Source organism: Hymenobacter guriensis, assembly GCF_015773195.1.
In the GTDB taxonomy this organism is placed as follows: domain Bacteria; phylum Bacteroidota; class Bacteroidia; order Cytophagales; family Hymenobacteraceae; genus Hymenobacter; species Hymenobacter guriensis.
Genome location: NZ_JADWYK010000007.1, coordinates 37,167 through 59,587 on the forward strand (window position 1 = coordinate 37,167; position 22,421 = coordinate 59,587).

Consider the following 22,421-nt stretch of genomic DNA (forward strand, 5'->3'; position numbering starts at 1 on the left):
TCCGCTTTATGAACATTTGCACCAAAATATTCTGCGCAGCCCTGCTTCTTTTGAGCTCCACCGGTGCCTTCACCAGTGCTCAGGCGCAGATCAACATCAATATCAATTCCCCCTCCTGGGGCCCGGCAGCACCCGCCGGCACGCAGTATTACTACATTCCCGACATCGGCGGGTATTATGACCTGCGCGGGCAGCGCTACATCGTGTACCGCAACAACGCTTGGACGCGGGTAACGTCGCTCAACGGCTATAATCCGGCTAATTTCCATCCGGTTATCATCGACTACCGCGGCTCCCAGCCCTGGGTACTAATCCGGGACCACCGGGCGAAGTACCCGAAAGCTATGCCTCCCGGGCAGGCTAAAAAGTACTATGGGGTTCATCCTGGCAAAGGCAATGGCCACGGGAATGGCAAAAGCCACGGCAAAGGCAAGCACTAGCCGTAGAGAATTCAGAAATTTGCTAAGCCAGCGGGCCGCTTCTTGCAGCCGGCTGGCTTTTGCTTTTTACAGGGTATGGCCGAGCAGCTGCTAATGCCAGCCAGAGGATGTCCATAACGCCTTCTGTATCCGGCAATACTATCTAAATCAACGAACTAGAATAGGATGTATTTCGTATCTGCACCGGATGGCCGCCAGTTACGAAGGCCCGTTACTCATTTGATATGCCTGAAACTTACGCTCCTGCGCTTCGGCCCTTGGCGCCTTCCTTACCGCCTCAGCTAAGTGTAGGCTGCGGCTACCAACTGGTGTACCGGGTGCCGGGTACGTCGGCCGAGTTCAGCTTTTACGGCATAGTAGCCGGGCTGCTTCAGCGTGAAGCCAGAGAGTATTTGTCGCTCGAAGCCGGCCAGGAACTCCCGCTGGCCTGGCTGGTAGCCGTGAACGGCCAGCGCCTGGCGGCCTAGCTGCAACCCCGCCACGCTTATCCTCCCGCTCTTTATTTCGTTTACTATGCCTGCCCCTGCCTATACGCCCATCAGCTACTCGTTCTATGATGAGCTGGAAGCCCGCGCCACCAGCCAGCCAGCCCTGCACCCTCACCTACCGCACCGAGCCCGACACTCCGCCCAGCACCTACCAGGGTATTATCCAGGACCTGTTCATTCAGGATAAAGTTGAATACCTGCGCCTGCAGGACGGCTTCGAGCTGCGACTTGATGCACTGGTAGCCGTGGATGACAAAGAGCTGCGGAACTACTGCTGAATAGTTGAATGACTTGTTAACACTTTGCCTTGACAGAAAATCCTGATAAATCCGCGGTTTAAATTTCCGCGCTTTGGGGGAAGCGAGAGCGGAGAATAAGGTTGCGGCCTTATAGTATTAACTTTAAGATAGCCTGCCGAAACTGTCAAACTTTGAAAACACTAAAATCATCACCTGCTCCAGTCATGCGCAAGGGCCCGTAGCGACACCTAACCCAGCAATGGTTGCTGCATTTGCGCATATTGAGCGACTTAAGCAGGGACATTGGGGTACAGATAGTCGCACTTCGGGCATATATGAATGGTCTGAAACATCGAACAAAACAATATCGACACATTATTTTACCAATCTTCGTCGCTTTTTTCTTAATTTAAAAAACTTTATTACTCTTGGATTTGACATGACCTTATTTACAATTAAATCTGCCCCATATTTAGTAACATGATTTGTATCCCACATATATGGAATATAGTTATCTGATAAAACAGGAAAATTTTTCACATTAATTACTTTTATATAAGATTCGCCTAACTTATTTTGCAAATAATTATCCATTTTCACAGCGTATTGATCCAGAAAACGCACATTCATTTGGCTATTGTTTTCATAATTCCATGCAGCAATATTAGCATAGGGTATAGTATACCTTTCGGTTTGGCCAATAATAATAGAGCTTATACCATAGCTTTTAAGATATTTTATAGTTTCTCGTAAATTATAATACACACTATCTTTAGGTATATTTGTATATCCCGACCAACTTGCACTCAAAATAACACCATCTATTTTATTTGCGTTTTTAGGAATGAAATTATAGAACGTATTATTCATCAATTCTTTTACCATCGGCTCATTATGGCGGAATTTTTTGATTAATGGAGGTGTTGACCCAGCAGTTGCTTGCAATATATTAATATTATATTCAGAAACTCGCTCTTGCAATGACTGAGACAGTTGAGCCATATGACTATCGCCAATTATCAAAATGTTTTTTTTGTTTTTATCAAACTGCAGACATGATGTTTCATTAAAATCCTCAATATTGTTAACCATGCAAATATCTTTATTGAAATGATTATAAAGTTCTTTTTTGTGAATTTTTTTGTAATTAGCAATCATTAATGTTTTTGAATCAAACAAAAGTGTATTCAGAGGAATATAACTCAGCATAACCGTTAAAAAAAGTATCACAGCCATTGACATAACGACTGACTTATTGTTAAATGAAAATGATTCAATATATCGAAATGATAGAAATGCCAATACAAATGACAAAGCAATTAACAAAGCAACTATCTGCCAGGACTCTTGAATTCCATAATAGGCAGCAATAACATATATAGGCCAATGCCATAAATAAAGCGAATAAGATATCTTTCCCACAAATTGGACAAAGCAATTTTTAACGATTGCAAATTTGTTATAGTTAGCACTTATAATAAAAAAGGTAGCTATAACAGGAATTAAAGTATAATATCCCGGCCAAAGGATCGTTGTTTTTAAAAATACAAAGCATGTAAATATTAAAACATAACCAAATACAGCAAAATATTTTCTGAATTTCTCTGACATTTCAACATTTACATCTTCCTCTAAAAGAAAAGCAAATCCACCAAAAAGCATTTCCCATGATCTTGTTGGCAACAAATAGAAAGATGCTGTTGGGTCAATTTCACTGATTAATATAGAAGAAATGTATGAAATTAAAACAATAAAAAGGAAGGAATACAGATATTTTCCTTTTGATCTAACATTATTTTTGATAAAAATTAATAAAAATGGATAAATTAAATAGAATTGCCATTCTATTGACAAAGACCATGTATGTAAAAACACGTTGCTTTCCGACGATGGAGCGAAATAGTTTAAATTTTTCCAAAAGAATATATTAGATAAAAACACAACAGAAGAAGAAGCATTTTTCTCATTAGCAATAAAATCTTCTGGAAAATATAAAAAAAACAGGAAAAAGTAATGCAAAATATCAAAAATATAAGAGCTGGTACAATTCGCCTTAATCGTTTATAAAAATAATCTTTATATGAAAAAACATTATTATCAATTGACATAATCAGAATCCTACTCATCAAGTATCCTGAAATAACAAAAAATATATCAACTCCAGAAAATCCTCCAGAAAATAAATCTACTTTATAATGATAAAGAATAACCCCAAGAACAGCAATTGCCCTTAGAGCATTAATATCGTATCTGAAACTTGCTGGCATTTTTTCGAAATTAGTCATGATCATAAAGGCGATGTGGCCTTCACTATTATGGAGGTAACCAGACTTAGCTTAGCAGATGTTTGATGTTCAAATAAATGATCCTTCTCGTGCCGTGGGAAGGTAATGATGGCCCAAATGGGCTTCCCAGCGCTCTGTATCTACAAATTGTCTCTCAAAACTCCGCGCTTTTCGGGAAGCGGGGGAAGGGAATTACGTCGCGGATGTTGGCCATGCCGGTGATAAACAGGATGAGCCGCTCGAAGCCCAGGCCGAAGCCGGCGTGCGGGGCCGAGCCGAAGCGGCGCGTATCGAGGTACCACCAGAGGTCCTCCTCAGGCACATGCATTTCCTGCATGCGCTGCTGCAGCTTCTGCAGGTCGTCCTCGCGCTGGGAGCCGCCGATGATTTCGCCGATGCCAGGAAACAGCACGTCCATGGCGCGCACCGTGCGGCCATCCTCGTCCAGCTTCATGTAGAACGCCTTGATATCCTTGGGGTAGTTGGTGAGGATAACCGGCTTCTTGAAGTGCTTCTCTACCAGGTACCGCTCGTGCTCCGACTGCAGGTCGGTGCCCCAGTCCACCGGGAATTCAAACTTTTGCTTCGCGCTTTTTAGGATTTCTACGGCTTCGGTGTAGGTGAGGCGCTGGAAGTCGTTGTCTACCACAAACTTCAGGCGGCTGAGCAGTTCCTTGTCGTACTGGTCGTTGAGGAACTGCAGGTCGTCGGGGCAGTGCTCCAGGGCATAGCGCACCAGGCTCTTGAGAAAGTCCTCGGCCAGGTCCATGTTATCCTGCAGATCAAAGAAAGCCACTTCGGGCTCAATCATCCAGAACTCGGCCAGGTGACGGGCCGTGTTGGAGTTTTCGGCCCGGAACGTGGGCCCGAAGGTGTACACCTTGCCCAGGGCCATAGCCGCCACCTCGCCTTCGAGCTGGCCCGACACGGTGAGGTTGGTGGCCTTGCCGAAAAAATCCTGGCTATAATCCACCGCGCCCGCCTCGTTCAGGGGCGGCTTGGTGTCGGAAAGCGTGGTCACGCGGAACATCTGGCCGGCCCCCTCGGCATCGGAGCCGGTGATGATGGGCGTGTGGATGTAGAAGTAGCCGTGGCTGTTGAAGTACTGGTGCACCGCAAACGACATGGCGTGCCGGATGCGCAGCACCGCCCCAAACGTGTTAGTGCGGGGGCGCAAGTGAGCAATTTTGCGCAGTTCTTCTAAAGAAATGCCTTTTTGGTCTTTGGGACGCTTCTGCAGCGGATAAGATTCTTGGTCGGCGGTGCCATACACCGTAATTTCCTCAGCTTGGATTTCCACCGACTGGCCCTTGCCCTGGCTGGCCACCAGTTTGCCGCGCACGGCCACGGCCGCCCCGTTGTCTACGCCATCGGCTTTGAGCTTTTCCTCCGGGAACAACTCGGCGTTGGCTACCACCTGAATGGAGTTAAAGCCGGAGCCGTCGTTCACGGAGATAAACTGCACGTATTTGTTGCCGCGGCGGGTGCGTACCCAGCCTTTCACCAGCACTTCGCGGTCCAGCTCGGTGCTGCGGAGCAGGTCCTGCACGCTGGTTCTTCGGAGGTCGGACATTGGGATAGTATGTTCTGCGAAAGAAAGAATTGACTGCAAAGGTAGAAGTTTTGCAAGGCGTACGGCCCTTTCTCATGCTGCCAAGCCACACGTGCGACCCTTCCCGGTCTAAAAGCGTCTTTTTCGCAGCCGGGGCTTAACCGGGCGCGGGCTTTCCGTTTCGCTCAGGATGGCAGGTACTCTTGCCCGGACACCCCAACATTTTCCCTTCAACTCAAGTACAGAAAGGGCTACATTTGGCTTAATTCCCTCGTTTATTTCCAGCGAGGCGCACGCGTTTTCTGAGTATGCAACGACTCGACATGAAGCAGCTTCTCCAGCAGAAGCTCTCCCCCCAACAGATTCAATTCATTAAGCTGCTGCAGATTCCGACGGCGGAGCTGGAGGCGCGCATCAAGGAAGAGCTGGAAGTGAACCCTGCTCTGGAGGAAGGCGACGACCAGGACGAGGAGTTTGATGACCAGGAGCGCGACGACGACTCGGACGACGAGGACTTCGACAACGACCCCGATGCCGAGTTCGACAGCGACAACAGCACGCTGGATGAGGATTTCAACGAGCCCGCCGACGAGCAGCCCGAGGTAGAACTCCCCATACCGGAAGCCTCCGAACCCGAGGAGCGCCAGAGCGACAACGACGACCTGGATTTGAGCGACTACCTCAACGACGACGAAATAGCCGGCTATAAAATGCAGGGCGACGGCCCCGGCGAGGACGAAGACGACCGGGAAATGCCCCTGGCCGATACCAGCGGCTCCCTTATCGACTCTCTGCTCGACCAGCTGGGCTTTGCCAGTCTCGATGAAAAACAGGAAGCCATTGGCCGCCAGCTGATCGGCTCCATTGATGGCGACGGGTACATTCGCCGCGACCTGTCGGCCATTGCCAACGACCTGGCTTTCTCGCAGAACCTGGAAGCCTCGGTGCCCGAGATTGAAGCCGTGCTGCGCGTGATTCAGCGCTTCGACCCGGCCGGCATCGGGGCGCGCGACCTGCAGGAATGCCTGTTGCTGCAGCTGGAGCGCCGCCACCAGGACGACCCCGATGTGGAGCACGCTGAGCGCATCATCACCGACACGTTTGAGGAGTTCACCAAAAAGCACTACTCCCGCATTCAGCAGAAGCTGGATCTGGAAGACGACGAGCTGAAGGATGCCATAGCACTGATTCTGAAGCTCAACCCCAAGCCCGGCGGTACCGGCCCGGTGGGCCTGGGCAAAGTGCAGTACATCATTCCCGACTTCATTCTGACCAACGACAACGGCCAGTTGAACCTGACCCTGAACGCCCGCAACGCGCCCGAGCTGCGCGTATCGCCGGCGTACACGGAAATGTTTCAGGCCTACGACAAGGCCTCGAAAAAGGACGCCAAGATGAAGGAAGCCGTGACTTTTGTGAAGCAGAAGCTGGACTCGGCCAAGTGGTTTATCGACGCCATCCGGCAGCGCCAGAACACCCTCCTGCGCACCATGGACTCAATAGTGCGCTACCAGCACGACTTCTTCGTGGAAGGCGACGAAAGCAAGCTGCGCCCCATGATCCTGAAGGATATTGCCCAGGAAATCGGGATGGATATTTCGACGGTCAGCCGGGTGGCCAACTCCAAAGCCGTGCAGACCGAGTTCGGCATTTACCCGCTCAAGTACTTCTTCTCCGAAGGTATTGCCACCGACTCAGGCGAGGACGCGTCGAGCCGGGAAGTCAAGCATATTCTAAAGGAAATTATTGAGGGCGAAAGCAAGTCCCGCCCCCTGTCCGACGACAAGCTGGAAAAGATGCTGAACGCCCGCGGCTACAACATTGCCCGCCGCACCGTAGCCAAGTATCGGGAGCAGCTCAACATTCCGGTAGCGCGCCTGCGGAAGGAGCTGTAAGGCTATGAAGGATGAGGAACCGCCTGTAGGCGAAGCGCAGGCTGACGACCGCCAAACGGTAGCGCCGGCCAAGTCTGCCAGTTTGTATTCCCTCTCCTTTATCGCGCACTTTTTATCCGTCGCCTTTCACCCGCTGCTGGTTCCAACCTACCTGGTGCTGTGGCTGGTGCATAGAATGCCCGCCGAGCAGCTGCCCCGGCCGTGGTTTACCGTGGCCCTGACGGCCGGTCTTACCTTTGGAGTGCCGGCGCTGGGCACTGCGCTGCTATATGCCTTTGGCCGCGTTAGTTCTTTGCAGTTGGGGGAGCGGCGGCAGCGCTACAGCCCCCTGCTGCTGGCGGCTCTAAGCTTCGGCGCCGCGGCGTATCTGGTGCCGCAGCTGACGGGTACGCCCCCACAGCTGGCGCTGCTGCTTGCGGGTATGGCTCTGGCCGTGACGCTCACGTTCCTCATTACCTTCTGGTGGAAAATCAGTGCGCACGGCGTAGGTATGGGCGGTGCCCTGGCCATGCTGCTGGTGCTTTGGGGGCAGCATCCTGCTCTCCCGGCTACCTGCCTGAGCTTGTCCGCCGGCCTGGTGCTGGCTGCGGCCGTGGCCTGGGCGCGGTTAATTTTGCGGGCTCATACCAAAGCGCAGGTTGCGGCGGGCCTGCTGTTGGGGCTCGCCGCTGGCCTGGGGCTGATACTGCTGGGCGGGTAGCTTTCGTTGCCGATATAACCGGTCAACGGGCCGGCTCCCAGCTTTATGCTCTGATCCACAGGGAATAGGATAAGAGCAGAAGCTGATAGCAGCTACAAAAGCATATCTTTGTAGACTACGGTTATTTCCTTGTACGTTTCCGCGTCTTTGATATGTCTACGCTCCGCTCCCTTCGCTTTTCGGGTCTGCTGATGGGCAGCTTATTGCTTGTGGGCAGCGCCCAGGCCGCAGTACCAAGTGTAGTTACCGGCCAGGTAGGCCCGGGGGCGCAGGAAATGCCCCGTCAACGCGCCCGGCAGCTCACCGACTACCTGACCGATGCGTTGGATCTGAGCGCCGAGCAGAGCCGGCAGCTGGAACGATGCACCTACGCCCATCTGCGCCGCAAACAACAGGCGTCTCACCGCCTGCCCGGCGCCGCCCGCCGGGCCGAGCGCCGCTATCTGGCTTCCCTGGGCCGAGTGCTACGCCCCAGCCAGCTGGCTACCTATTTCTGGCTCGATGATCAGCAGCCCATGGCCGTAGTGCGGCTGAGCGCCCCGCGCTTCTGATTCTCTTTCTGCTTTCGAGCATGGGCCCGGTCTGCTGCGCGCAGGGTGGGCCGCCGTTTTTGCGGGCTACAGCGCCGCCATTTCCCTAGCTACCAGCGCCTGCACCTCGGGCTGGTCGTAGTCGGCTTCGGAGTGGATGTGGGGCATCAGGCGCGCCATGATCTGGTCCTGGCGCTGCCCGTCGGCCCAGGCCTCGGCGTAGGGCGTGTGCGAGAACGTGACCTGCGGGTAGAGGGGCACCCACTGATCTGGATACTGAGCGGAGATTTTGCTTTCGATTTTCTTCTGAAGCAGAAAACGCGGATCCGCCACCCGGTCGCGCATTTCCTCGAAGTTGTACACCGCCATTTCGGCCATGGCGTCGGTGTTGGGCTTGCGCTGGCGCTCAAACGTGTCGAATACGGCCTGCCAGTCGTGGTCCTGCTCGCCCAGCAACTGGTGCAGAATGGTGCAGTCCTCGAAGCCGGCGTTCATGCCCTGCCCGTAGAAAGGCACGATGGCGTGGGCCGCGTCGCCGAGCAGCAAGACCGAATCCTGGTACGACCACGGAAAGCACCGCACCGTGACGAGGGAGCCGGTGGGGTTCTGGAAAAAGTCCTCGGTAAGCTCCGGCATCAGCGGGGCCGCATCGGGGAAAACTTCCTGAAAAAAGAACTCTACCTGCGCGGGCGTTTGCAGGGCGGCAAAGGAATGCGGGCCTTCGTAGGGAAAAAACAGCGTGCAGGTGAACGTGCCGTCGAGGTTGGGCAGCGCAATCATCATGTACTGGCCGCGCGGCCAGATGTGCAGCGCGTGCTTTTCCAGCTGCCAGCTGCCAGCCGGCCCGGCCGCAATGTTCAGCTCCTTGTATCCATACTCCAGATAGCTCTGCGAGTAGTCGAACCGGTCGGTTTTCTGCAGGGCCCCGCGCACCGCCGAGTAGGCGCCATCGGCCCCGAACAGGCGGCTGTACTGCTGCTCATATACGGTATCGGTGGGCACGTCGCGCAGCTCCAGCCGGCGGTTGCGCACGTCCACATTCAGGCACTGCTGCTCGAAGCGTACCGCCACGCCGGGCTGCTGCTCTACCAGATCCAGCAGGGTGCGGTTGAGGCCGGCCCGCGACACGGAATAGATTGCCTGGTCTTTGGCTCCGTAGGGCTGCGAGGTAAGCCGCCCCTGCTGGTCGTGCATCACGCGGCCGTACATGGGGATGCCCACCTGCCGGATTTCTTCGGCAATACCTACCCCTTCCAGGGCCCGCCATCCTCTGTCCGACAGCGCCAGGTTGATGGACCGGCCTTCGATGGGGCCCGCCAGGCGCGGGTCGGGGCGGCGCTCCAGCACCTGCACGGGAAAGCCGCGCCGGGCCATGTACAGGGCCAGCAGCGAGCCAACGAGGCCCCCGCCTAAAATGGTGAGCGAAGTTTCGGCAGTGGCAACGGTAGATGAGGCAGGCATAGAACGGGGTGGAAATCAGGCGTGCAATCTAAGACGAATGAGAGCAAGTTCCGTTGCCGCTAACCTGGTTCGAAACCAAAGAACCCGCCCCATCCAGGAGCACGAGCCGCGTTCAGCCGATAGCACTATTTCCATTCTACTTTTAAAGTACTATCACCCGCCTCACGGCCCGATATTAGCTGGCTAACCTTTTTACTACCTACATAGCCTGCGGTGTTCCAATAGCAAAGTCTACACGACCGAAGTCACTACAACCGGCAGAGAATACCGTTCATCGAGCGACAAGTGAAATATAACAAAAACCACAAGCGCGGCTTAGCCGACCTGCGGCCGTTAGGGTATATTCCCGTATCTTTGGGGCCCAATTCTGCACACACACCCTTTCAACATATCTGTATGAGGAAAATTTATTCATTCTGGCTGCTGCTACTCTTTTGCAGTGTGGCGCAGTCGGCCCTGGCCCAGCAGGAAGCGGCTATTAGCGGTTTAGTACAAACCGAAGTGGGCGACCCACTCCCCGGGGCCACGGTTTTCCTAAAAGGGACCTTTGTAGGCACCAGCACCGACCGGGACGGCAAGTTTGAGCTGCGCGCCGATTTTGGCGACGGACCAGTGGTGCTGTCAGTGTCGTTTATCGGCTACGAAACCCAGGAAGTGTCCCTGACCAGCCCCGATGCCAGCCTGAAGGTGGCGCTGAAGCCCACCGTGGCCTTCACCAACGAAGTGGTAGTGGCGGCCTCCCGCGTGGAGGAAGGCATTCTGCAGGCGCCGGTAACCATTGAGAAGCTCAACCGCCAGCAGATTGAGCGAATCCCGACGGCTGACCTGCAGGCGGGCCTCAATCAGTACAAAGGCATTGATGTGAACAGCAGCAGCCTGCTGATGAACAGCATCAGCACGCGGGGCTTCAACTCGGCCAAGTCGGAGCGCCTGATTCAGCTCACCGACTACTTCGATACGCAAAGCCCCAGCTTGAACGTAAACTCGGGCAACCTGCTTGGGGTACCCGAGCTGGATCTGGAGAGTATTGAAATTATCCACGGACCGGCTTCCGCTTTGTATGGCGCCAACGCCTTTAACGGCGTGCTGCTGATGAACTCGAAAGACCCCTTTTCGACGGAAGGCCTGAGCGTGCGCCTGCGCGGCGGCCAGCGCAGCTACCTCGACGGACAACTGCGCTACGCCAAAAAGCTGGGCGAGAAATTCGCCTTCAAAGTGGTGGGCTCCTACCTGACGGCCGACGACTGGCTGGCCAGCAACTATGCTCCTACCAGCGCTACCCTGGTACCCACCAATGCTGGGCGCGATGCGTCTTCCCCCTTAGGCTACGATGCCGTGAACCGGTACGGAGACGTGGGCAATACCTTCACCGCCACGCAGCCATTTCCAACGGGTGTTTCCTCAGAACTGGTAGGCAAAACTGTGTTCATGCCCGGTTTCGATGAAAAGACCTTGGTCGGCAGTGACGACAAGGCCAAATCGTTGAAAGTGCAGCCCACTATTTCGTATCTGCTCACGAACAACATCAAAATGACGGTGGGGGCCAGCGTGGCCCGCGGCAATGCCAGCTACCAGAGCAGCAGCCGCTACCGCCTGAAGAACTTTGGCACCAATCAGTACCATGGTGAAATCAGAGGCACGAACTGGTTTCTGCGCGGGCAGTCGGTGCAGGACTATGGCGCCGATACCTACGACCTGAACTTCCTGGGCTCCTTTATTCAGACGGCTCCGGCAGCAGACGGTGCCGCCGCGCGCAACGTAGACGTGTATTTCGGCACTTATAATGTCGCCTACAAGCAGGCTCGGGCAGGCGGTGCCAGCCCGGAGCAGGCTCAGGCTATAGCCAAGGCCCAGGCTGATGCCAAGCAGCTTGACCCCAATAGCCCCCGCTTTCAGGAGCTACGCGACCAGATCAGCAAGGACGCGACGCCCGGCAAAGGTGCCCGCCTCAACCCCAGCTCCCTGCTGAACGAAGGCAACGCCCAGTACAACTTCAAGTTCGGTGATATGACCGACCTGATCGTGGGTGGCGCTTACCGGAAATTCCGCCTGGGTTCCAATGGAAACCTGTTCTCGGACGACACGGAGCGGATTCAGAACCACGAACTGGGCGGCTACACGCAGCTCACGCACAAGCTGCTGGAAGAGCGCCTGAAGCTGGCCGTAGCCGTGCGCGTGGACGCCTTCAAAAACTTCGACCCGGCTGTGTCGCCGCGGGCCTCGGTGGTGTACTCGGCCGGCGAGAGCAAGCAGCACAACTTCCGCGCTTCCTACGGCCGCGCCTTCCGCTCACCCACCCAGCTCGACCAGTATATCCGCCTTGATGTGGGGCCGGTACTGATTCTGGGCAACGTGGATAACGGCTTCCAGGGCTACAGCACCACCGACTTGTCGGCCGTGAACATTGATCCGCTGAAGCTGGAGCGCCTGAACTCGATAGAAGTCGGCTACAAAGGCATTCTGGTTGAAAAGCTTTACCTCGACGTAAACTACTACCGCAACCAGTACAACGACTTCATCGGGGCCCGCCGCTTTATCAGCAACCGCGATGGTAGCCTGCCTACCCCGCAGCAGCTACAGGCTGGTGCTCCCAGCCAGTACCAGGGCGCCACAGCCAATACCCGCGTAATTCAGGCCTGGACCAACGCCAGCCAGGAAGTAAACACCCAGGGCGCCGCGCTGGGCCTCACGTACTACTTCGCCAAGGCCTTCAACCTGACCGGCAACTACTCGCTCAACCTGCTGGACGATGAGGAGCTGCCCGCGGACTTCCAGACGTTCTTCAACACGCCCAAGCACAAGTTCAACATCGGCGTAAACGGCGTGGCGGTAAACAACTTCAACTATTCCGTGAACTACCGCTGGGCTCAGGGCCACCTGTACGAAATGCCCTTTGCCGTAGGTCAGCTCGACGACTACAGCAGCCTCGACGCCTACGTGGGCTACAACCTGCCGAAAATCAACACCACGCTGCAAGTGGGCGGCTCGAACCTGCTGGACCAGAACAACACGCAAGTGTATGGCGGCCCCAACATTGGCCGGCTCGCGTACGTGGGTCTGCTCTTCAACCTGAAGTAGATTTCAGTTAAAGAAAGTACCTATAAAAAGGCCTTCCCTGTTTGGGGAAGGCCTTTTTGCTTTTCTACCCGCCATATAGCTCTGCCTACTCAGCCAGCCATAATGTGGCGAAACGTGAGGTTGAGCCGTGGGCCGACGGGCAGAGCCGTTTTGGGGACGGCGTGCAGCCAGTGCTGCTGCATAAGGCCGCGCATGACCAGCAAACTGCCCGAGGCAATATCCAGTGAAACTGGTTCCGCTTCAATGCCCGCACGGGGCTTGGGCTTGAGGCGAAACCGACGGGTGGCTCCCAGGCTTAGAGAAGCTATAACCGGCTGGGGCCCCAGCTCCGGCTCGTCGTCGGCGTGCCAGCCCATACTGTCCTGGCCGGAGCGGTAGAGGTTCAGCAGGACGCTGTTGAACGAGGTGCTGCAGGCGCCTTCTATCTGCCGGCGCAGCTGCTGGAGCGTAGGCGTCCAGGGCAGGGGCACCAGCGTGAGGCCGGAGTAGCGGTAGTGCGCGGTGGCGTCGCCGTACCAGGCGGCGAGGCGGGGCTGCAGCCGGGGCTTCCCGAAAAGCGTAATAGATTCCTGGCGCCACGGCACGGCGTTCTGCAGCTCCTCGAATAGCCGGGCAGCCGTAGCAGCCGGCAGAAAATTCTCGTCCAGCCATACTTCGGCCTGCGGCCGGGAAAGCAGCGTCAGGGGCACTTTTATTTAGCTATGCCCGCCATATACACTTTAAACAGAGCATATAGCAGTACAAGACAAACTATCAGGGCTGGCAGCCAACGCCGACTGACGTAAGGCTGGGCACCCACGTAGCGCGGCCAGAAATACAGCAAGTATATGAGAACCGCAACGAAGTTCACCACCACGCTGACTATCTGAACCTGAGCCACCTGAATCTGCGGTCCATATTCCGCATTGAGCCACAGCAGCCCGTAGTACTGGGCAGCCAGAAAAGCTGCCATAAATACTACCACGCGAATAGCCTTACCGGGCTCTTTGAGGCGGAACATATTCATGACCAGCAGGATACCACCAGCCAGAAAGGAGAACAGCATCGAAAAGAGCACAATCGTCCCCGGGGTATACAGCGCGGGGCCGGTATCCTCAGTGGGCACATAAGCAGTGGCAGCCGTAGGTTCCACGTCGCGGACGGCCAGCTGCTTTTTCTCTTCCTGCTGCTGCTCTACAATGGGCAGCAGCTCGGCGCGGATGGCTTCGGCTTCGGCCGGTTGTTCCCCGCGCCGGGCCAGCTCGTCGAGGGCGGCCAGCACGGCATCTTCGCGGTACTCCCCGCGCTTGTGCACGTACAGGTACAGCTCAGGCAGGGATTTGCGGCTCATCTTCTCCGCATACTCTTCATACATGGCACTTTAGCTCAAATGGAGGAAGCCCTCCGGCGGTCAGGATATACCAACGTAAAACCACGGGCAGTCGGCGAAAGTTGCCCGGAATCTTATACTTCGGCCCAGGCTGCCAGCACGGCGCCGGCCCGCTGCACATCCCGAAAAGAATTGTAGAGCGGCACCGGCGCCAGCCGAATCACGTTGGGCTCGCGCCAGTCGGCAATGACGCCGGCCGCCGCCAGGTGCTCAAAAAGCGCCCGGCCGCCCTCGTGCACCAGCAGGGAAAGCTGGCAACCCCGTTGGGCGGGGTCGGTGGGGGTAATGATTTCGAGGCGGGAAGCCGGCAGGTTCAGGCGGCGCAGCAAAAACTCCAGGTAGCCGGTAAGCAACTCACTTTTGCGGCGCAGCGCGGGCATCCCACCCGCTTCGGCCACAATGGCCAGAGCCGCCCGATGAATGGCCAAAGGAAAAATCTGGGCGTTGGACAGCTGCCAGCCAGCCGCACCAGGCATGGGCCGGAAGCCCTTTTTCATCTGAAACCGCTCGGCCGGATCGTGGCCCCACCAGCCGGCCAGGCGCGGCAGCTCAGGGCTGTGGGCAAACCGCTCGTGCACAAATACCCCGCTGGTGCCGCCGGGGCCGGAGTTCAGGTATTTGTAAGAGCACCAGCAGGCAAAATCCACATCCCAGTCGTGCAGATGCAGCTCGATGTTGCCGGCCGCGTGGGCCAGATCGAAGCCTACGGTGGCGCCCACGGCGTGGCCGGCCCGGGTAATGGCGGCCATATCAAACACCTGCCCGGTGTAGTAGTTCACCCCACCCAGGATAATGGTGGCCAGCGAGTCACCTAATTCCCGAATAGTGGCTTCGATGTCCTCGGTGCGCAAGGTATGCTCGCCGGGGCGCGGGACTAGCTCCACAATAGCATCATCGGGTCGGAAGCCGTGCAGCTTCACCTGGCTTTCCAGCGCGTACTGGTCGGAGGGAAAAGCGCCGCCTTCCATCAGCACCTTGTAGCGCGTGGGCGTAGGCCGGTAGAAGCTCAGCAGCAGCAGGTGCAGGTTTACGGTGAGATTGTTCATCACCACTACTTCCAGCGGCCGGGCACCCACCAGCTGGGCCGTCACGTCGGTAAGGGTTTGGTGGTAGTGCATCCAGGGGTCGTCGCCCAGAAAGTGACCTTCTACGGCCCGCTCTTCCCAGGAAGCAAACTGCTGCTCCACGGCGGCGCGGGCTGCCCGCGGCTGCAGGCCCAGGGAGTTGCCGCAGAAGTACACGGCTTCCTGCCCATCGGGCGCAAGCGGAATATGAAACTGGGACCGGAAAAAGCGCAGCGGATCCTGCTCGTCGAGGCGGGCCGCAAACTCAGGGGTGGGTTCGAAGGGAAACGTCATGGGTGGGTAAAGATAGGCGGTGCTGGCTAGTGGTGGCAGGCACCAGCGGCAGCAAACCGCGCGGCCGGCAAGCCCAGCCAGTCCAGGGCGTTCTGGCCCAGCATCCGGGCTTTGATATCGTCGGCGAAAGGCATGGACCGGATCAGCTGCCCGGGCTCCAGCTCACCCAGCGGAAACGGGTAGTCGGTGCCCAGCGTGATTTTGTCGGCGCCCAGCGTCTTCACCAGGTAGTCCAGCATCAGCGGGTCGTGCACCAGCGAGTCAACCCAGAACCGGCCCAGGTACTCGCGTGGGTTCACCGGGTTATCAACAGCGCAGAGGTCGGGGCGCACCTGCCAGCCGTGCTCGATGCGGCCGATGGTACTGGCAAAGGTGCCGCCGCCGTGGGCCACGGCCACGCGCAGCTTTGGCAGCCGCTCCAGCACCCCGCCAAATATCAATGAACAGAGCGCCAGGGTGCTTTCGGCGGGCATGCCCACCAGCCAGGGCAGCCAGTACTTGGGCATTTTCTGCTGGCCCATCATGTCCCAGGGATGCACAAACACGCAGGCGCCCAGCTCCTCGGCCGCCGCAAACACCTCGAACAGCTGGGGGGCATCGAGGTTCCAGTCGTTGATGTGGGAGCCGATCTGTACGCCAGCCAAACCCAGCTCCTTCACGCACCGCTCCAGTTCCCGCACGGCCAGATCGGGCGCCTGCATGGGCAACGTGCCCAGGCCCACAAAGCGCGTGGGGTAGCGGCGCACTACGTCGGCAATATGGTCGTTGAGCAAGCGGCTCAGGTCCAGCGTATCCAGCGGCTTGGCCCAGTAGCTGAACATGACGGGCACCGTGCTGAGCACCTGCACCTGCACGCCAAACTGGTCGTACTCGCGCATCCGCACCTGCGGGTCCCAGCAGTTGTCCTGAATTTCGCGGAAGAACTTGTCGTCCTGCATCATGCGGGCGCAGCACGGCTTGTGGTGCTCCAGCCGCACAAAGCCGCCGTAGCCGTACCGCTCGCGCAGGTCGGGCCACCGCTCGGGCAGGATGTGGGTGTGAATGTCTACCGCTAGTGAGGTATGAGGAGTAAGAAAGGAGGAGTCAGCGGATGCACTCATGGAAGAGCCGTTCTTCATTCCTTACTCCTCAGTCTTTGCTGGTGCGGGCGGTGCCATCACGGTGCCACACACCTGGCAGGTGCGCTTGTGCTCATCCTGCCAGAAGCGGTTCATGATGGGCGGCAGCTGAGCCACGATGTCGGTGATTTCGGCAAACTCCTCGTAGAGCTTGTGGCCGCAGTTTTCGCAGTACCACTGAAAGCCGTCCAGCTCGCCGGGGGTGCGGTAGCGCTCCAGCACCAGGCCCACCGTGCCGGCCGGCCGGCGGGGCGAGTGGGGCACTCCGGCCGGCAGCAGAAACATGCTTCCGGCCTTGATTTCGATATCGACGGGCTTGCCATCTTCGATAATCTTGACCACGATGTCGCCCTCAATTTGCAGGAACAGCTCCTCACCTTCGTCTACGTGGTAGTCTTTGCGGGCATTGGGGCCGCCCACCACCATCACAATAAAATCCTTGTTGTCTTTGAACACCTGCTGGTTGCCTACCGGGGGCTTCAGCAAATGGCGGTGTTCATCTATCCACTGCTGGAAGTTAAAGGGGCGGGCAACGGGCATAGCAGGCGGGAATTGGGCGAGAACAAACGGCAGCCGAACACCTGTCGGCCGGCCTAAGGTCGGAATTACGGGGCCAATTTTCGGCCTACGGTCGTAAGTTTCTACCTTTCGCCTTGCTTAACCCCTGTTTCCGTGAATCTTTCCCTTTCTTCCCAAGTCGCGCTGGTAGGCGGCAGCACCCAGGGCATTGGTCAGGCCGTGGCCGAAGAGCTGGCCCGCCTCGGCGCTACCGTGGTGCTGCTGGCCCGCAACGAAGACCGCCTGCGCGAAGTAGCCGCCAGCCTGCCCACTCCGGCCGGCCAGGCCCACTCCTACCTCGTGGCCGACTACGCCCAGCCTGTGCAGGTGCAGCAGCGCGTGGCCGCCTACCTGGCTGCTCACCCGGCCGGCTTCGATATTCTGGTAAACAATACGGGTGGTCCGGCCGGCGGCCCTTTACTGGAGGCTTCCGTAGAGGCGCTGCGGGCCGCGTTTGAGCAGCACGTGGTTTGCAACCAGCTGCTGGCCCAGGCCGTGGTTCCGGCCATGCAGGAGCGCAGGCGCGGGCGCATCATCAACATCATCAGCACTTCCGTAAAGCAGCCGCTCCCGGGCCTGGGCGTGAGCAACACCATCCGCGGAGCCGTAGGCAACTGGGCCAAAACTCTGGCCAACGAGCTGGGCCCGCACGGCATCACGGTAAACAATGTGCTGCCCGGGGCCACGCTTACGCAGCGGCATACATCCCTCATCGAAAAGAAAACCGCCCAAACCGGCCAGACCACCGAGCAGGTAGAAGCCGGTATGCTGCGCCTGATTCCGGCCGGCCGCTTTGGCCTGGCCGACGAAGTAGCCGCTGCTGTGGCCTTCCTGGCGTCCCCCGCCGCCGCGTACATCAACGGCATCAACGTACCCGTAGATGGCGGCCGCACCAGTAGTTTGTAGGTTTGAATAGGTGAGGAACTAACCTCTGTGGTTTATCCGCCTTTAACTTATCTAACCATTCCACCCATTCAGCTATTCAACCTTTGGTTAAGTTCGACACCCTTTCTATTGTAGTGCCGGTGTACAACGAGGCGCGCACGGTGCATCAGATTCTGGATCGATTGCGGGTGCTGGAGCTGGTGAACGGCATCCGGAAGGAAATTATTCTGGTGAATGACTGCTCCACCGATGCCTCGGCCGCGGTGCTGGCCGCCTACGCCGCGCAGTACCCCGAGCTGAACCTGCGCCTGCTGCATCACGCCGTGAACCAGGGCAAAGGCGCAGCCCTGCACACCGGCATCCGCGAAGCCACCGGCGACTACGTTATCATTCAGGACGCCGACCTGGAATACGACCCCGAGGAATATAATATCATGTTCAAGCCTATACTTAAAGGCTTTGCCGATGTGGTATTTGGGTCGCGTTTTATGGGCGGCAACCCGCACCGCATCCTGTTTTTCTGGCACAGCATCGGCAACAAGGTCCTCACCTTCCTCTCCAACATGTTCACGGACCTGAACCTGACGGATATGGAAACCTGCTACAAGCTGTTCCGCCGCGACATTATCCAGGGCTTGCAGCTGGAGGAAAAGCGCTTTGGCTTCGAGCCGGAAGTGACGGCCAAAGTCGCCCGTATTCCCGGCGTGCGCATCTACGAAGTGGGCATCAGCTACTACGGCCGCACCTACGCCGAGGGCAAGAAAATTGGCTGGCGCGACGGATTTCGGGCCATCTACTGCATTCTGCGCTACGGGCTGCTGAGCCTGTAATTTCCCCGTTTAGCTAATAGCGGCCCGTAATCGTCAGATCGTCCAGGTAAACCGGGGCTGAAGCAGCTGAGCGCCACAAGAAGGTAGTAAGGCGGTGCTGGTATTGCACGGTGGGCGGGAAGGTAATATCCTCCTGGACCCGATACCATTGTCCCGGCTTAGGCAGTTGCGCCTCCAGGTCCACGCCGGCGTCGACCACGTTGGTATTGGTAGTAGGGTCGGACACGATAATGCCCAGCCGAGCCCCGCCGGCCTCGCCAGTACGATAAGCCCAGGCCTCGACGTGCACGCCCAACAGGCGGCGCGAACTGGCTTCGCCCAGCATGCGGTTGCAGGTGAGACCAAACTCATGCCCCTCATCGACGCGCACGGCATAGCTACCGGAATGGGCCTGTTCGGTGCGCAGGGTGGCGGCATCGGGCACCCAGCCTACCAGCGAATCGAAATCGGTATGCACCAAGGGCTCCTCGGCGGCTGGAGCGGCCGGGCGGCAGGCTGCTAAAGCTGCAACCAAGGCGGGAAAAAGCAAACGGGAAGCTTTCATAAGGGGTTTAAAAAGGCAATTGAGCCGGCAACTTACACCATGGGGGGGCTCGGCTCGTCGGCTACCAAGCGGAAACGAGGACGCAGCCGGTGCCACCATAGCAGTCCGTGCTGTACCAGCAGCGTACAAGCCACAAATGGCAACAGCCACACTACCCGTGCCTGCAGGCGGTCTAGCACGTTGGCCAGGTTGGCCGTAACGGCAGCATTGAGCACCAGAGCTACCACCACCAGCAGAACCCAGGCCCGGGCGTCGGGCCTTAGTTGGCCGGAGGCCCACACGAGCAAAAGCCCTATCCCGCTTAGCACCAGCAGTAGAGTATACCGCTCGTTTAGGTCATCGAAGTGCAGTTGGTTATGATTTTGCAGTGAGTTGGTATACTCCTTGAGCTCGTAGCCAAAGCTTTCCTGGATTTTCCAGAAGGCGTTGCTGTTTTCGACTTGGCGGGTAAGGCCGTCGCCTACCTTATTATGCACCAGCTGGCGGCCGGTGGCCTGTAAGGCTTCTTCCAGCAACACCGGGTAGTAGCGGGGTGTGCGGGCTACCACGCCTAAAATTTCGGTGTATTCGGCCCGGCTACCTTCCCATCCTCCCGTGCGGTTGAGGACACTTTCGGTGGGCCAGATAAAGTCCACGGCATTGTCGGGAAGCTCGGCCCGGTGCTGGCACAACTGCCAATTGTGGTTCTGGCACTGATCGTGAAGTACCCGGTCCAGCATACCGGTTTCCGCTAGTCGGCCCATAAGAAACACATGGCTCCCGCGTGAGGCCGCAAAACCGCCTCCAAAAGCAGCATGCAGGGCTGGCAACAAAACCCACCCGGCCAGTACCACTGCTGTAGTGAGCCAGTAGCGCTGCACCACCGGGGACGACTGATGGCTCCAATAGCGGTAGCCCCCCACCAACCCAACCAGCACCGAGTAGCAAACAAGATTGGAAGCATGCACAGTAGCGGCCAAGGCTACCAGCCCTAACAGTAACAGCGTTTCTACTGCTGCCAGCCGCGGACGCAGCCACAGCAGCCCGAGTGCCAATACGCCGATAGCTGTGAAAATATCAGGCATCAGTTGGCCCACAAACCAGGGCAGCCCACTGCCCCAGCTCACCGCTGCCACTACCAGCCAGCGCCCCAGCCCCGGCTGCAGCCGTGGAGCCCAGGTAGCGAGGCTGCGTAGCAACAAATAGGTTATTACCACGCTTTGCGCCAGCACCGGTCCCCACAGCGTATGCCGCAGGCTGGTAAGCCGCAGCCACAAGCCGTAAGTAAGCGGGCGGTCTAAAGGAACCTGCAGGTGCAAGCCGCTGAAGATGTACGTACCCGTGTCGGAAGTGACCAGCGGGAAGCCGTTGTACAGCGCTGCCGTAAGAAGGGTAAGGATGCTCAGAGCACCCCAGAATACGCCTGCCCTCTGCTGCAAATAAGAGAATTGCCTGTTCATCAGAAACGGGACAGAAATTAGGGCCAGTGAGGAACGGCGGGTTGACGAGCCAGCACTACAAAGGCCGGCTGGCGTACTATAGGCCGAAAAGACGCTTGGGCTGCCGGTGTGCTGGCCCACCATTGCTCGAAAGCCGCGCGGGGCAGAACCAGATGGCTAAGGCCGAAATCGGCCATCTGCTTTTCTACATCGGGTAGCGTCGTTCCGAGAGGGTTACGCTTCCAGACAAGCCCACGCCGGTCGAAATAAACCAAGGCAGTATTGGGAGCCTGCATATCACTCATTACCAGCAACGTGGCCTGATCTGGCACGCCGGCCTGACGCAGGGCCTCAGCCCCACCCATAAGCCATTGGTGGTCGTAGAACCCGCTGAATGGCAAATAGACCGGTTGCTGCCGCTGCCAGAAACGCCAGCCGCCCCACCCGACCAGTGCCAGCAGCAGCATACCTGCCAGTGTAGGCGCCCATCGAGGCCAAGAGCTGTGCGCCAGCTGTAGAGCGGCCAAGGCTACCAGCAAAACCAGCACCGGCCCAAATGGGGCAATGACGTAGTAATCGTGGTCGAAATACTGCTGCCCCATTAGGCCGAAAAAACACAGTGCCCCTATCAAGCCCAGTCCCACCTGCGCGTACCAGGCTCCATAGGTGCGGTAGCTGCCACGGCGCACAGCTAATACCACCAGAGTACCTACCAGCACCGCATAGTGCAGAGGGGTAAGGTATTCGCGGGCCCATAAGTCGCGGATGCGGATCCAGACGGCGTCGAGTTGGTGCCAGGACTCGAGCGGGCGCGGAGCGGCAATAAACAGATCAGACTGATAAAGCGCATTAAGTTGCTGGTTATAAATCGTGTAGCCCACTATCAGGCCTAGGCTGGTCAGTAGAAGCCCCAGCAGCCACAAACGGCCGTATAGCCCCAAGTAGACCGGTTGCAGGTAGGCCCACAAGACCGTACTACCCAGCACGGCTATCAGGTACACGCCTGCGGATGTTTTAAGCAGGGTACCCACCAACAGCGCCAAGGCCGCCCAGCGTAGGTCGCCAAGGCGCCGATAATCGACGAAACGCAGATAGTAGTAAAAACCCACCAGACAAAGGGCCGCGGCCGGGGAATCGGGCAGAAAGTTATTGGCATAGAAGGCTACCACTGGTGAGGTCAACCAAAAAACCGCTGGCACCAAAGCCAGCAGTACCCGCCCACTGCGCTCATACACCATCCGAAACGCGTACCATCCACCTAGTACCGTTGTCAATAAAGTAAGCAACCGTAGCAGGGGCACCACGGCCTCCCGGCCCAGCATCTTGCCTCCTAGGGCTGCCAGGTAGGCCAGTAACGGAAACTCTACGCCCACTACCCCATCTACTGACTGCAAACTGAAAGTTTGCGGGCGAAACAGGTGCATGCCGTGGTCATAGTAGCTCAAGGCCAGGGCCAGGCGGTCGGCCTGTGCCCAGGAGTGAATGCCTTCGGGCAGGTGACTCAGGTAGCGGCCATGCAGCAGAAGAGCCCAGACCAGCAGACCAGCCGCCACCAGCCAGGAGGTTCGGCGGGAAAAGGCAGGCAGCGGATTCAGAGCGGCGGACGCGGGCATGCGTCAAAAGTAATACGACGCTGCCAACTGTAACCTACTACCAACTACACACGAAGCCGA

21 protein-coding genes are annotated in these 22,421 nt (G+C 57.2%); 9 read left to right on the top strand and 12 right to left on the bottom strand.

The window, feature by feature from the left end:
- Window positions 1-8 precede the first annotated feature (8 nt).
- The 3 genes from I5L79_RS12615 to I5L79_RS12625 all read left to right on the top strand — a co-directional run bounded on the left by I5L79_RS12615 (window position 9) and on the right by I5L79_RS12625 (window position 1,206).
- A complete protein-coding gene (locus I5L79_RS12615; protein ID WP_196955418.1) occupies window positions 9-440 on the top strand; it encodes a hypothetical protein in 432 nt (143 codons plus the stop codon).
- 224 nt (window positions 441-664) lie between these two features.
- Window positions 665-907 (top strand): hypothetical protein, encoded by a 243-nt coding sequence (locus I5L79_RS12620; RefSeq protein WP_196955419.1) that lies wholly within the window; start codon window positions 665-667, stop codon window positions 905-907.
- Between the two features lie 86 nt (window positions 908-993).
- Window positions 994-1,206, top strand: coding sequence for a hypothetical protein (locus I5L79_RS12625; protein WP_196955420.1), 213 nt, complete (start codon window positions 994-996; stop codon window positions 1,204-1,206).
- Window positions 1,207-1,542: 336 nt separating this feature from the next.
- Here the strand turns inward: I5L79_RS12625 and I5L79_RS12630 are convergent, their stop codons facing one another.
- The 3 genes from I5L79_RS12630 to asnS all read right to left on the bottom strand — a co-directional run bounded on the left by I5L79_RS12630 (window position 1,543) and on the right by asnS (window position 5,025).
- Entirely contained in the window at window positions 1,543-3,186 is a 1,644-nt protein-coding gene (locus tag I5L79_RS12630; protein ID WP_196955421.1) for an acyltransferase family protein, read from the bottom strand.
- Window positions 3,072-3,458 (bottom strand): acyltransferase family protein, encoded by a 387-nt coding sequence (locus tag I5L79_RS23785; protein WP_394368803.1) that lies wholly within the window; start codon window positions 3,456-3,458, stop codon window positions 3,072-3,074. Before I5L79_RS23785 ends, I5L79_RS12630 begins: the two co-directional genes overlap by 115 nt.
- Before the next feature lie 148 nt (window positions 3,459-3,606).
- Complete coding sequence (gene asnS / locus I5L79_RS12640) at window positions 3,607-5,025, bottom strand: asparagine--tRNA ligase (RefSeq protein ID WP_196955423.1); 1,419 nt, start codon at window positions 5,023-5,025, stop codon at window positions 3,607-3,609.
- A 287-nt stretch (window positions 5,026-5,312) separates the two neighbouring features.
- Between asnS and rpoN the strand changes: the two genes are divergently transcribed.
- The 3 genes from rpoN (at window position 5,313) to I5L79_RS12655 (ending at window position 8,150) form a co-directional block, all read left to right on the top strand.
- Window positions 5,313-6,899 carry an RNA polymerase factor sigma-54 gene (gene rpoN / locus I5L79_RS12645; RefSeq protein WP_231403075.1) on the top strand — a complete coding sequence of 529 codons (1,587 nt, stop codon included), beginning with the start codon at window positions 5,313-5,315 and terminating at the stop codon, window positions 6,897-6,899.
- A gap of 4 nt (window positions 6,900-6,903) precedes the next feature.
- Complete coding sequence (locus tag I5L79_RS12650) at window positions 6,904-7,599, top strand: hypothetical protein (RefSeq protein WP_196955424.1); 696 nt, start codon at window positions 6,904-6,906, stop codon at window positions 7,597-7,599.
- Between the two features lie 152 nt (window positions 7,600-7,751).
- Window positions 7,752-8,150 carry a hypothetical protein gene (locus I5L79_RS12655; RefSeq protein ID WP_196955425.1) on the top strand — a complete coding sequence of 133 codons (399 nt, stop codon included), beginning with the start codon at window positions 7,752-7,754 and terminating at the stop codon, window positions 8,148-8,150.
- A 66-nt stretch (window positions 8,151-8,216) separates the two neighbouring features.
- On the opposite strand, the gene I5L79_RS12660 is transcribed toward I5L79_RS12655, so the two are convergent.
- The gene (locus tag I5L79_RS12660) at window positions 8,217-9,590 is read right to left on the bottom strand and encodes an FAD-dependent oxidoreductase (protein ID WP_196955426.1); all 1,374 of its coding nucleotides are present in this window, start codon (window positions 9,588-9,590) and stop codon (window positions 8,217-8,219) included.
- A 396-nt stretch (window positions 9,591-9,986) separates the two neighbouring features.
- On the opposite strand from I5L79_RS12660, the gene I5L79_RS12665 reads away from it, so the two are divergent.
- Window positions 9,987-12,668 (top strand): TonB-dependent receptor, encoded by a 2,682-nt coding sequence (locus tag I5L79_RS12665; protein WP_196955427.1) that lies wholly within the window; start codon window positions 9,987-9,989, stop codon window positions 12,666-12,668.
- Window positions 12,669-12,757: 89 nt separating this feature from the next.
- Here I5L79_RS12665 and I5L79_RS12670 read toward each other — a convergent pair whose 3' ends face one another.
- The 5 genes from I5L79_RS12670 to I5L79_RS12690 all read right to left on the bottom strand — a co-directional run bounded on the left by I5L79_RS12670 (window position 12,758) and on the right by I5L79_RS12690 (window position 17,053).
- Window positions 12,758-13,357, bottom strand: a complete 600-nt coding sequence (locus I5L79_RS12670; RefSeq protein ID WP_196955428.1) for an alpha-ketoglutarate-dependent dioxygenase AlkB family protein — start codon at window positions 13,355-13,357, stop codon at window positions 12,758-12,760.
- A gap of 2 nt (window positions 13,358-13,359) precedes the next feature.
- Complete coding sequence (locus tag I5L79_RS12675) at window positions 13,360-13,998, bottom strand: hypothetical protein (protein ID WP_196955429.1); 639 nt, start codon at window positions 13,996-13,998, stop codon at window positions 13,360-13,362.
- A 113-nt stretch (window positions 13,999-14,111) separates the two neighbouring features.
- Window positions 14,112-15,395: a kynureninase gene (kynU, locus tag I5L79_RS12680; RefSeq protein ID WP_196955430.1), complete on the bottom strand. Its 1,284-nt coding sequence runs from the start codon at window positions 15,393-15,395 to the stop codon at window positions 14,112-14,114.
- A 26-nt stretch (window positions 15,396-15,421) separates the two neighbouring features.
- Window positions 15,422-16,495 carry an amidohydrolase family protein gene (locus I5L79_RS12685; protein WP_196955431.1) on the bottom strand — a complete coding sequence of 358 codons (1,074 nt, stop codon included), beginning with the start codon at window positions 16,493-16,495 and terminating at the stop codon, window positions 15,422-15,424.
- 21 nt (window positions 16,496-16,516) lie between these two features.
- Window positions 16,517-17,053: a 3-hydroxyanthranilate 3,4-dioxygenase gene (locus tag I5L79_RS12690; protein ID WP_196955432.1), complete on the bottom strand. Its 537-nt coding sequence runs from the start codon at window positions 17,051-17,053 to the stop codon at window positions 16,517-16,519.
- A gap of 132 nt (window positions 17,054-17,185) precedes the next feature.
- Between I5L79_RS12690 and I5L79_RS12695 the strand changes: the two genes are divergently transcribed.
- Entirely contained in the window at window positions 17,186-17,977 is a 792-nt protein-coding gene (locus I5L79_RS12695; protein WP_196955433.1) for an SDR family oxidoreductase, read from the top strand.
- 83 nt (window positions 17,978-18,060) lie between these two features.
- Window positions 18,061-18,786 (top strand): glycosyltransferase family 2 protein, encoded by a 726-nt coding sequence (locus I5L79_RS12700; protein ID WP_196955434.1) that lies wholly within the window; start codon window positions 18,061-18,063, stop codon window positions 18,784-18,786.
- Window positions 18,787-18,799: 13 nt separating this feature from the next.
- On the opposite strand, the gene I5L79_RS12705 is transcribed toward I5L79_RS12700, so the two are convergent.
- From I5L79_RS12705 to I5L79_RS12715, 3 genes are read right to left on the bottom strand one after another with little or no spacing between them, the layout of a single operon-like run.
- The gene (locus tag I5L79_RS12705) at window positions 18,800-19,330 is read right to left on the bottom strand and encodes a hypothetical protein (protein WP_196955435.1); all 531 of its coding nucleotides are present in this window, start codon (window positions 19,328-19,330) and stop codon (window positions 18,800-18,802) included.
- Window positions 19,331-19,362: 32 nt separating this feature from the next.
- Window positions 19,363-20,769, bottom strand: coding sequence for a hypothetical protein (locus I5L79_RS12710; RefSeq protein ID WP_196955436.1), 1,407 nt, complete (start codon window positions 20,767-20,769; stop codon window positions 19,363-19,365).
- A 17-nt stretch (window positions 20,770-20,786) separates the two neighbouring features.
- Window positions 20,787-22,361: a glycosyltransferase family 39 protein gene (locus tag I5L79_RS12715; protein WP_196955437.1), complete on the bottom strand. Its 1,575-nt coding sequence runs from the start codon at window positions 22,359-22,361 to the stop codon at window positions 20,787-20,789.
- Between the last annotated feature and the right edge of the window lie 60 nt (window positions 22,362-22,421).